The 12501-nt window shown below is 49.2% G+C and carries 5 protein-coding genes; 1 reads left to right on the top strand and 4 read right to left on the bottom strand.

All coding sequences use genetic code 11. The annotated features are described in order from the left end of the window. Positions 1 to 264 precede the first annotated feature (264 nt). The 4 genes from carB to ACN0YR_RS02140 form a co-directional block, all read right to left on the bottom strand. Entirely contained in the window at positions 265 to 3537 is a 3273-nt protein-coding gene (gene carB / locus ACN0YR_RS02155) for a carbamoyl-phosphate synthase large subunit (RefSeq protein ID WP_417847562.1), read from the bottom strand. Between the two features lie 581 nt (positions 3538 to 4118). Then, positions 4119 to 4892, bottom strand: coding sequence for an undecaprenyl-diphosphate phosphatase (locus tag ACN0YR_RS02150; RefSeq protein ID WP_417847561.1), 774 nt, complete (start codon positions 4890 to 4892; stop codon positions 4119 to 4121). 322 nt (positions 4893 to 5214) lie between these two features. Beyond that, positions 5215 to 6642 carry a sigma 54-interacting transcriptional regulator gene (locus ACN0YR_RS02145; RefSeq protein WP_417847560.1) on the bottom strand — a complete coding sequence of 476 codons (1428 nt, stop codon included), beginning with the start codon at positions 6640 to 6642 and terminating at the stop codon, positions 5215 to 5217. Positions 6643 to 7038: 396 nt separating this feature from the next. Then, a complete protein-coding gene (locus tag ACN0YR_RS02140) occupies positions 7039 to 8727 on the bottom strand; it encodes a GGDEF domain-containing protein (protein WP_417847559.1) in 1689 nt (562 codons plus the stop codon). 353 nt (positions 8728 to 9080) lie between these two features. Between ACN0YR_RS02140 and ACN0YR_RS02135 the strand changes: the two genes are divergently transcribed. Then, a complete protein-coding gene (locus ACN0YR_RS02135) occupies positions 9081 to 12320 on the top strand; it encodes a response regulator (RefSeq protein WP_417847558.1) in 3240 nt (1079 codons plus the stop codon). Positions 12321 to 12501: the final 181 nt, after the last annotated feature.

Here is a 12501-nt window from a genome sequence, read left to right as displayed (position 1 = left end):
ACGGTTCTCTCTGAAATACGTTCATCTTCACGAGCCGGGGCGCGAAAAGATTTCTAAAAATGCATGACAGAAGTCTGCGCGACCGCCTTCCCGCGATGGGCTCTTTAATCGTATTTAAGAGCCCACTCCGCGGGAAACGGACAAGATGTTCTGAAGTTCACTCCAGAGCATCTTTCGAATCGGTGTACAGGTTCTGCCTCGTGGCGAACTGCAATGTTATTGATAAAAAGCGTTCTTCACGAGATCACGGTAGAGCAAACTTCTCTAGCTTGACGCTGCTTGCTCTTCGTGCCATTCGTGAATCGACCGGACTTGTGGGGTTGGGTGATCGAACAAGTATTCGATCGCTTTCACCATCGCTTCACAACCAGGAAGCGTTGTTGCACAAGGAACTCCGTAGGTAACAGCAGCTGCACGAATTCGTCCTTCCTCCGTGCGACTTCCCTTCCCGCTTGGTGTGTTGAAGATGAATTGCACATCCCCGTTGACCATCATGTCGAGCAGGTTCGGACGTCCTTCCTGGACCTTCTTGACTGTTTCAACTTTAATTCCGGCAGCGTTGAAAACTTGTGCTGTTCCAGCAGTGGAAATGATGTGAAACCCAAGTTTTTCCAACCGCCGAACCGGTTCGATCATCGCCTCTTTGTGTCCACCAGACATACTGATGAAGACGGTTCCTTCGCGAGGAAGCTCGACACCGGCAGCCTGTTGGCTTTTCGCAAAAGCGGCTGGGAATGTGTTGTCGATTCCCATGACTTCGCCTGTCGACCGCATTTCTGGGCCAAGGATAATATCGACCCCGGGGAATCGAGAAAACGGGAACACGCTTTCCTTGACCGAAGTGTGCTTCGGCCAGACTTCTTCTGTGATCCCCTGCTCTTTCAGAGAGACGCCTGCCATCACTTTGGCTGCCATTTTCGCCAGAGAAAGCCCTGTTGCTTTCGAGACAAATGGTGATGTTCGCGAGGCTCGCGGGTTCACTTCGAGAATGTAAACTTCGTGATCCGATTCGGAATCAGACTTTTTGACTGCGAACTGAATATTCATCAGTCCACGAACTTGCAGCTCTTCGGCGAGTGCATAAGTGGATTGTTTAATCTCGTCAATCACACTTTGCGGAAGCGAGTATGGAGGGAGTGCACAGGCAGAGTCTCCGCTGTGGACGCCTGCTTCTTCGATATGCTCCATGACACCACCGACTAAAGTGGTCACTCCATCGGAGATGGCATCGACGTCGACTTCGATTGCATCTTGCAGGAATTTGTCGATCAGGACTGGATGGTCCGGGCTTGCGTCAACAGCTTCCGTCATGTAACGGACGAGCTCACCTTCTTCATAGCAAATTTCCATGGCTCGCCCACCAAGAACGTAGCTGGGTCGAACGAGGACTGGAAAGCCAATTCGATTTGCGACTGCACGTGCACCTTCGACATCTGTGGCGAGGCCATTGGGCGGTTGGCGAATCTTCAATTTATTGAGGATCGCCTGGAACCGTTCGCGGTCTTCCGCAGCGTCGATCATATCTGGGCTGGTTCCGATGATCGGTACTCCAGCAGCTTCCAACCCACGTGCGAGGTTGAGCGGTGTCTGTCCGCCGAACTGAACGATGACGCCGTCAGGTTGCAGGCGGTCACAAACATTCAGCACATCTTCCGTCGTTAGCGGCTCAAAGAAGAGTAAATCAGATGTGTCGTAGTCGGTCGAAACCGTTTCCGGATTCGAGTTGATCATCACACTTTCGATGCCCAAGTCGGCCATTGCGAAGGCTGCGTGACAGCAGCAATAGTCAAACTCAATCCCCTGCCCGATTCGATTTGGTCCTCCACCGAGAATGATAATACGTTTCTTCTCGCTGTTCGGCCCTGGGGCTTCGTCTTCAGTTTCGTAAGTGCTGTAATAGTAGGGGGTGTGAGCTTCGAACTCGGCCGCACAGGTGTCGACCTGCTTGAAAGTGGCGACGATTCCTTGCTCTTTGCGGTGCAGGCGGACATCCATTTCTGATGTGTGCCACCAGTCAGCAAGTTGACGATCAGAGAATCCGAGTTGTTTAGCTTTCCGCATCAGGTCTGCGGAGACATCGCTGAGCGAGTTGACTTCGCGAATTTTTTCTTCGAAGTCCACAATCCCTTTCAGCTGATTCAGGAACCAGGGGTCGATGGCTGTGAGTTGGAAAATTTCATCGAGTGAGAACCCAGCTTTCATGGCATAGCGGAGGTAGAAAACCCGCTCTGCGTTGGGAGTCGCAAGCATGCTGCGAATCTCTTCGACAGGCGGTTGCTTTTCCGTGCCCCAAAGATCTTTCTTCCCGCCTCCGAAGCCGAAATGTCCGATTTCCAGACCACGCAGCGCTTTTTGGAAGGACTCTTTAAATGTCCTTCCAATCGCCATTGTTTCACCGACGGACTTCATCTGGATGGTGAGCGTCGCGTCTGCGTCGGGGAATTTTTCGAAAGTCCAACGAGGAAATTTAGTGACTACATAATCAATCGTCGGTTCGAAGCAAGCCATCGTTTCACGAGTGATATCGTTAGGGATTTCGTCGAGACGATAACCGACTGCGAGTTTGGCAGCGATTTTTGCGATCGGGAAACCTGTCGCTTTTGAAGCCAACGCACTTGAGCGACTGACGCGCGGATTCATTTCGATCACGCACATGCGGCCATTTTTTGGATTGACCGAGAATTGCACATTCGAGCCACCCGTTTCGACACCAATTTCACGCATGCAGGCCAAAGTGGCATCCCGCATCCGTTGGTATTCTTTATCGGTGAGAGTTTGTGAAGGTGCGACAGTGATGGAGTCCCCTGTGTGAACTCCCATTGGGTCGAAGTTTTCGATAGCACAAATGATAACGCAATTGTCAGCATGATCGCGCATCACTTCCATCTCGTACTCTTTCCAGCCCAACACCGATTCTTCGAGGAGAACCTCGGTCGTTGGAGAGAGTTTCAAACCGTTGCGAACTTTCTCTGCAAATTCTTCTTTGTTGTAAGCAATTCCGCCACCGCTTCCACCCAGAGTGTAACTGGGGCGAATGATAATAGGTAAACCAATCTCTTTGAGAGCAGCCTGAGCTTCGTCCATATTGTGGACAACAAACGACGATGGAACGTCCAGGCCGATTTTGACCATTGCTTCTTTAAAGGACTCACGCCCTTCTGCTTTTGCAATGACATCAGCTCGAGCTCCGATCATTTCGACACCGAGTTGATCCAGAATACCACGACGATGCAGATCCATCGCAGTATTCAAACCTGTTTGACCACCGAGTGTGGGCAAAAGTGCATCCGGGCGTTCCTTCTCGAGGATTTTCGCCACATATTGCCAGGTGATTGGCTCAATGTACGTCCGATCCGCGGTTTCGGGATCGGTCATAATGGTTGCAGGATTGGAATTGACCAGGATCACCTCATAGCCCTCGTCGCGGAGGGCTTTGCAAGCTTGCGTTCCAGAATAGTCGAACTCGCAGGCTTGGCCGATCACAATCGGTCCTGATCCAATAATCAAAATCTTCTTGATATCGTCACGGCGTGGCACGTTATGTCACTTCCAGCTGAGGGCATCCCAAAAGTTCCGGGACGAGGAACGCGCATCGACATCATTTCCTGAATAGGGAAAAATTCGAATAGATGATCCCCAATTCACGAGAAATGTGCACAGTCGTACAGCTTTTGTCTCGAACCGTCTCTCAAAAACCATATTTGCGCAAATTTCTAAAAAGCTAACAAGCTGACAGCGTGATTCAAGCGTACAGCGATTCTGCTTGTGAGAATTCACTCAATTGGAAAATTGAGAATGGGACTGAACAGAGATTTCGAATATGAAAAGAGGGTGAATCGGTAGACATAATCATTCTCACCGATTCGAGAATCATATTGTTGATGATCGAGAGAGAATTTTTATTGTCGTCAAAGTTGTCGATTGACAGAATGCGATCGAGCATTCGTACTCTCTGCTGAGCATTGCTCGTCGACGCGGTACAGGAAATATCGGCGTCTGGATTGCCGAGTTAGATGTGATGTTGAACGGAGATGAACTGATCCGACTTATCCATGCTTTGTCTGTCTTTCATGATTGGTCTTCATGAGACAGATTGCAGATTCGAATTCCGAAAAATTCTAGATCCAGCCGAGCATCGAGCTGGCGATAACGATGCTTCCGAGAGCGAGGCAGTAGAATCCGAACAGAGCCAATCTTCCGGCGGCGACCAGTTTAAGGAGTAGCTTCAACGAAGCGATTCCGACAACGAATGCAAAGAAGGTCCCGATGGCGATTGTTGTGAGTGGTGTTCCTGCTGATCCTTCTTCGAGCAGGTCTTTAAGAGTCAAAATGGTGGCCCCCAGAAGGGCTGGGACCGCAATGTAAAAGCTGAAGTTGGCAGCTGCCTCTCGTTTGACTCCCATCAAAAGTGCCCCCACGATGGTGCTACCGGATCGAGAAATTCCGGGCATGGGGGCGATCGCCTGGAAGAGGCCGATCACAAGTGCGTCTCGATAGCGGATATCAGGAAGTTGCCTCTCACCCGAATCGATACGGGGAGTCACAAAGAGAAGCACTGAAGTGATCAATAAACCGAAGCCAGCGTAAATTGCATGAGAAGACGCCGCTTCAAATTGTGACTTCAGCAGTAGACCTGTTACGACCACTGGCAGTGTGGCGATCACGATTGAGGTCATTAACTTAAAGTTGGATATGACCGGCAGCAGGTCTTTGCGATAGACAACCAAAATAGACAAGAGAGTTCCGAAATGCAGAGTGACGTTCAGCTCAAGGTTCTCTAAGTCTCCGCCGAGAAGGGATTCCAGAATGACCAAGTGGCCCGAGGAACTGATAGGGAGGAATTCTGCAATTCCCTGCACAATTCCCAGGATAATCACTTCCCAAGTTTGCATGATCGGAGCATCCGGTTCGGTCTTACAGAGAAAAGTTACAGGCTGAAAAGCAACGGGCTTATCTGAAGTCGATTGCGTAGCAGAATACCAAATAATTCATCAACGACGATGCGTCCAGTGGCAATTTGGCAGTTCTTCAGAATGTTTGTAAACCGAACAGATGATGGCTCCCGATCCGGAAACCGCTGCAAAGAGAGTCGCCTTTGTTTCTTGAGAGGCGGTTCTGGTTTCCGGATCAGGTTCTACTGCGACTTGCGGAGAGGTGCAAATAACTCAGGTGAACGAGCAGTTTGAGGCTCACGCATGTTCGGTCTTTTTGCTTTTACGAAGCCTTGCGAAGATCGCTTGAGTCTTTTTCGATCAAACCATGACGTCGCAATTTCTTATAAAGTCCGACTCTGCTGATCCCCAGAGATTTCGCGGTTTGTGTTCGGTTATTTCCATTCACTTGTAAAGCTTGAATGAGTAATTCCCGTTCGTTTTTCGCGACCTGTGTAGCGAGAGACTTTTTCTCGTCCAAGTCTGTGAAAGGCTCCATGTTGCTGAACTGAAACTGAGTAATTTTTGATGAGAGATCGTTGGCTTGAAGGCGACCATCTTCAGCAAACAAAACTGCCCGCCGGACATGGTTTTTCAACTCGCGAATATTTCCTGGCCATTTGTAGCGGCAGAGAGCATCGAAAAAGTCTCGCTCGACGAGATTGATTTCAATGTCATGCTCCTGACAGCATTCTGAGACAAACTGCATCGCAAGGGGGACAACGTCGACGACGCGGTCACGCAGCGGGAACAATCTGAACTCAAGCACACTGAGGCGGTAGTAAAGATCCGACCGGAAACCGGAGGATTCTGTCAGGTCTTCCAGGTTGATGTTCGAAGCGGTAATGAGTCTGGCTTCGGAGATCATTTGCTCTGTTGAGCCCACCATTTCATATTCACCAGTCTCAATCACTTTGAGAAGCTTCGCCTGTTGCTTGACGTCGAGAACGTCAATTTCGTCAAGTAGCAACGTTCCTTTTCCTGCTGCCTGAAATCGACCAATCTTATTTCTGTCCGCACCGGTGAAAGAACCTTTAACGTGGCCGAAGAGTTCGCTTTCAATGAGGTCTCCGGGGAGAGCTCCGCATGCCAGGTGTTGAAATGGCTGACCACGGCGTGTTGAGCGTTCGTGAATGATTCGGGCCAGAGTCGTTTTTCCGGTTCCCGTCTCACCGATAATCAGAATCGTAACATTGCGGTGAGCGATCCGCTTCAAGTCCTGTAGTACTTCATAGAAAGATGGCTCGCGAGTTTTGAGCGCAGTCTCTCCACCTTCGAGTGTGTGCAGCTTGGGGATCGGCTGAACCTTCTGGCTTTTGAGAAGTTCCCGCAAGGAATTCTCGTCAGCAATTCCGTTCAGGTACTTCCCGCAGGGTTGCAGCGAGCGGTCGCCTCCATACTTAAGATGGCAGGCCGAGATCAAGAAGAGTTCAGATGCGCAGACAACCGGAAACGCCGTACTGCCGACGGTAATCACATTGAGTTTGGATACTGCTCGATTCGCGATTGCTTTGACGAGAGAAACAGTTTCTGCGTCGACTTCATTCTCCCGGACGTCAATGAAGATTGTGCTGACACCACCCGATTGAAGAGCAACGAGGGCCTCTTCGGCCTGATCAAAAAACTTCAAAGAGATGTCTGTCTCGCAAACCTCTTTTTGCAAGTCGTTGTAGAGTTGGCAATCCTTGGTAAATGCAATTCCGCTACGCATTGAATGACTCCGCAAATGTGACATCAACAATCCTTAATAGCCCGAAATGAATGGCGGATGGCAATCTCGAACTCTGCAGGCGGTTCGGAATTGACCGAAAAGTTTTTGCCACTCAAAATGTGGTGCTCCATTGAAGATTCGACATGATCAACAAAGAGTGTTGAGCATCGTTGACGTGTTTACACTCAGAAGTGAATTGTTGTTGCCCACTGTCCGCACAATGTAACCAACCGTATACGGACGGGGTGACGGCTATTCTGTCTGGTATTTTTATGCGGCTTCAGCGACTCGTGACGGTCGGGAGAGCAAGTTGGCGCGAATGCCAAATAAAAGATGCGAATTTCAGAGAACGCCTCATGTTCGGCCCAATAGGGTGAAGCGGAGAGGTTTGAATCTCTATGACTTTGAGAAAGGCTCGAGGCCGATTTCAGGCCTCTGATTTAAAAGTTCTCGGGCTGAACAAACTCGATTGCGACCAGAATTTTTTGCCTGATAGAGTGCGACGTCAGCGAGCTGAATCAACTCGGAAGTTTGCAGTTCGATTCCCCGATAAGCTGCGACGCCGAAGGAAGCTGTGACCGCGAGGGTGGTCCCGGCTGCTTGAATCGAGTGGTCTGCGATGGCTTCACGAATTTGATTGGCAATACGAACTGCTCCCTGTTCACCAATGTTCGGCAAAATCAGCGCAAACTCCTCCCCACCGTACCTGGCTGCGATGGCATGATCAGTTACTCGAAGCTCACTGGCTGTTTGTGTCAGGGTGTTTGCAACTTGTTGCAGGACGACATCCCCGGCTGGATGCCCGAATTCATCGTTGACGGCTTTGAAGTGATCAATATCGATCAGGAGCAGGCTGAGTGGTTCATTCGCTTGGTTTGCGTGTTTCATAAGACGGTCCAATTCAAGATCGAATGTCCGTCGATTAGCGAGGTGAGTCAGAGGGTCTCGCCGTGCCTGGTCCATGATTTCGGTGCGGGTGAGTTCTTTGTTCAGGGTTTGAATCAAGAACGTCGACGCCCATTCGATAAGTCGAGCATCTTCATCTGAAGGAATCGTCGAGTCAGAGTGCGTCAGGAAAAGAAGGCCGATCGCTTCCTGCTCGTGACGGACAGGGATAAGTAACCCGCATCGGAATGGAATTTCTTTATCGAATTCCAAGATCGATTCCGGCGTGATGATTAAGGGGTGATCAAATACAAGGTCCGTCGATTGAAGATACTTCTGTTCAGATTCATTCCAAAGTTCGGGAGATGTTGAACCTTGTAAGATTCCGCCGCTAGCGAAATGAGAGAGTTCCGTGACTTTCAGCGTATCAGTTTCACTCAAGTACAGACTTGCAAATTCATAGCCGGACAAAGAGGCAAGTTTATTCAGAAACCCTTCCATCATTTCCGTTGGTGATTGAAATTCGACATCGAGCAGAGACCGAATTTCAAGCATCTCGCGAGCGATGAGATCTTCCAGATTTTCATTCAGGGAAGCATCAGCAGTGGTGATGGTGCGAGCTGTGTTCTTGACGAAACCGGTGAGCTCCGACAAGCGTTCAAGGTCAATCCGTTCTGTCGCGAAGCTGGGTAACTCGGAAACAATCAGGATGAGTGTCTCCGGCGAATCGTGGGCGCAGCGAAAGAGGTGGAGTTTTTCGACCTGTTCAGGTAGGTCACGAAACCGTTCCTGCTGTGAACTTCTTTCGATGCAGAAATAATTCATACGCTCGGGGAAACAGGCGACAACAGCCGGAGACTGTTTCGAAGGATCAGTCGTTTCCAGAGTGTTGCCGTTTAACACCAGCCAAGCCAAACAGGATTCTGGCTTCTCGCACGAACGCTTCCAGAGGTTCAGGAAATGAATCTCTGAGCGGTGCTGGAGCTGAGCTAGTTTCAGCCAGTCCACCTCGAACGCAAACTTCTCACACTCTTTTTTTGACTTCTTTGACGTCTGCTGAACTTCGGCCAATTCTTTAAGAAGTTGGTTGGACTGGTCTTGCAGGTAGCGAAATCTTGACCACAGAAGAAGTCCCGAGACGAAACTTCCTGCGACCATCAGCCCGATCAGATTTAGCGCGTCTGTCTGTAATGTCACCACCGCGTCAGTCCTGTTTGCGAGTGAGTTTGATCTTACGAAGCTTGCCCACGTCAATTTCTTTTCGTTCTCAGGCAAATCGACGAAACAGATTCCTGTGTTCCGTCTCCGTGAAGTCTGCTGTTCTTTGCTGAATTGATCATCTCAACGAGGCAGAATTTTCAGCTCTGTGACACAATGCTCGAGAGGTCAAATTAAGAAATCGAACTCAGGTGATGCTAAAGAATCCGCAGGACGAAATGCGAGGTGATAATGCCGAAACTCTCTTTTTTTTATGTTGCACGCGGACAACAGACCGAGAACATTGTTACAATCATCCCACATCAATAGCGAACAATTTGGGTGAGTCAGTCAAGATGACGGAACAACAGTCGCAAAACACTTTTCCAACTGTTCTAGTGAGTACAATTCTGCTCTCAGTCGGGATTGCAGTTCTTGAGTCACTGATCCATCGGTGGGGGACATTCGAAGAGGCTGGGATCTCCTTCGGGTTGCTCTATGTTGCCGTTCTTGTCTTGGCATTTTCTTCTCCCCAGAAACGCATCATTCTTCAGGTGGCGGCCATCGTCACCCTGCTCTGTCTGCTTGGGTATGCCATTCGACCTCACGACTGGGGAACGAAAGAACTCGGACAGATTGCGAATACTGTGCTGACGATTTTCGTAATTTGGACAACTGCAATACTTGGCTACCAGAGAAAGGTTTGCGAAGAACAATTGCGGACTGCAAATGTCAAACTTGACCATCGCATTCAAGAACGGACTAACGAATTGCAGGTCGCATTTGACGATTTGCAGCGTGAAGTCGAATGTCGCAAGAAAACTCAGGCAGCTTTCGAAAACGAAAAGATGCTTGTTGATGAATTGATGTCGGTCATCCCGGACAACATCTACTTCAAGGATGAGAAGGGAATCTACATTCGCATCAATCAGGCAAAAGCATCTCGTTCCGGGCTCAGTTCTCCCGACGAAGCGATTGGGAAATCGGACTTCGACTATTTCCCCAGAGAGCACGCACTCAAAGCCCAACAGGCTGAGAAGAAAATCCTCGAGTCCGGAAATGGTCTCATCGATGTCGAAGAACGATTGGTTTGGCCTGACGGGAGAGTGACATGGGTTTCGGCGACGAAGATGCCACTCAGAAAACCTGACGGGACGATCATCGGAACGATGGGGATTTCTCGTGACATCACACATCATCACGAGATTGCCACGCAACTGGAACACGAGCGAGATCGGTTGAGAACTCTGATCGATCACCTCCCCGATTTTGTCTTCATCAAAGATAAAGAAGGGAACTTCGTGACTGTCAACCGGGCGTTGACCAGCATGTACGGAAAAAAGAGCGAACAAGAACTCGTTGGGAAAAATGACTTTGAGTTTTCACCGCATGAACTTGCTCAAGCTTATCGCAATGACGATTTGCAAGTGATGAAAACTCGCAAGCCATTGATTAACCGCGAAGAAGAAAATCTCCTGGCAGATGGGTCGCGAAGATGGTTGCTGACGACCAAGGTTGCTTTGACGAATCATCGAAATGAAGTGGTCGGACTCGTCGGAATTGCACGGGACATCACAAAGAGAAAGAAGGCTGAGCAAGAATTGCAATCAGCCAAAGAGGCTGCGGAAGTGGCGAATCGTGCAAAGAGTGAATTCCTGGCAAATATGAGTCATGAAATTCGTACGCCAATGAATGCAATCATTGGAATGTCAGAATTAGTCTTAGACACCGAACTGACTGCTCAGCAGCGAGACTATCTGGAAACCGTCCTGAACTCAGCCGAGTCCTTACTTGGGATCATTAACGACATTCTCGATTTCTCAAAGATTGAGTCAGGACGATTTGAGCTGGAATCATACCCGATTGACTTACGCGAATGGCTGGGAGATTCCGTTAAGCCTTTAGCTTTGCGTGCTCATTCAAAAAAACTCGAACTCGCCTATCACATCTCTCCTGAAGTCCCTCCATACGTCCGTGGTGATGCCCTGCGATTACGACAGGTGATCGTCAACCTGCTGGGCAATGCCATTAAATTTACTCACAAGGGGGAAGTCATTCTTGACGTTTCTGTTGAAGAGGATTCCGAAAACCAGATTCGTCTACATTTCCGAGTTTCAGACACTGGTGTCGGGATGACGCCAGAAACTCAAGAACGTGTTTTCAATGCCTTTGAACAAGCTGACATGTCGACAACGAGGGAGTTCGGAGGAACTGGTTTAGGGCTGACCATTTCTTCTCGGCTGGTGAACTTGATGGGGGGGAAAGTTTGGATCGAAAGCAAACTCGGAAAAGGTTCGACATTCCACTTTTCTGCACTCTTTGAGCACGCGACCAGAGATGAAGTTCCAAAGTCCCTTCGCGAATCGGCCTCGCTGGATGGGCTCCATGTTTTGATTGTTGACGACAATAAAACAAATCGCCAGATCTTGAACGAAATGTGTACGAACTGGCGCATGGACCCCGTTGCGGTTGAAAACGTCTCGCAGGCGATACAGCAGTTGACGGAAGCGTTCAAAAACGGAACACCGTTTGATCTGGTGATTACCGATGCGAGTATGCCTGACGTTGATGGGTTTACTTTGGCGGAAAAAATTAAAGACGATGAACATCTCGGCAGCACGATTGTGATGATGCTGACCTCGCTCGACCGAACCGAGGACATCCGGCGATGTGAAGAGTTGTCGATCAAATCATACTTAACGAAGCCGATCAAGCAGTCGGACCTGTTTGATGCCATCATGGCAGCTGTCGACATCGACGTCTCCTCAATCATAGATGCGGATGCAAACACGGCGGAGGCGATTCCGAGGACGCGGCCTTTGAAAATTCTACTCGCGGAGGACAGTCTGGCAAATCAAAAACTTGCAGTCGGACTTCTTTCAAAATGGAACCATTCAGTCACGGTCGCAAACAATGGTCGTGAAGCTGTTGATGCCATTCAAAGTGACACGTTCGACATCGTTCTGATGGACGTCCAAATGCCAGAACTCGACGGGCTCGGAGCAACAAAAGAAATTCGCACACTTCAAGCACAAAATAAATTACCGGAGTTCCCGATTGTTGCGATGACCGCTCATGCCATGAAAGGGGATCGTGAGCGTTGCCTCGAATCGGGGATGGACGAGTACGTCTCGAAGCCGGTTCGCCCCTTTGAACTCGCGACTGTGATTGCAAAATTCTTTAATCCCCTCCCGGTGGATGAGGCATCCACTTCTGAAAAGCCTGCATCTTTGCAAATTAAAAGTTCCGCAGAGCAAAACGTTCTGGATTGGGACGTCCTGCTTAAGAATACGTACCAGGACGAAGAACTGGCATTCGATGTCGCCGATGCCTTTCTAATTGAGTCGCCGGGAATCTTTCAGAAACTGGAGTCTGCGATTGCCGAAAAAGAACAATCATTTGCGAATCGATACGCACATACCCTGAAAGGAAGCTTGAAAACTCTTGGAGCCCCAAGCAGTGAACTGGCGGCTCAACTTGAGACGCTCACACATGAAGAAAAATGGGATGAGGCCGAGGCGATCTATCAGGAGTTCGCGAAGATCTTCCCGAAGGTCATCGAGGAAGTGAAACGCCGTCTACAGCAGAAGACGTAACGCAACATGGAAACACGAATCATGGCAAACACCACCTGAAGTCAGTACTGTTTGTGGTCAATACAAAAATAATACTTCGAGACAAAATCGCCATCTGGAGATCACAGTGAAGTTCATTCTTTTACTACTCGTTGTCATTTTCAGCCTCGATGGTATTGTCGCCAATGCAGAACCAAAAATC

This window comes from Thalassoglobus sp. (assembly GCF_048270125.1).
Lineage (GTDB): Bacteria > Planctomycetota > Planctomycetia > Planctomycetales > Planctomycetaceae > Thalassoglobus.
Note: the sequence above shows the minus strand (reverse complement) of the source record. Positions and strands in the feature narration are given on the sequence as shown.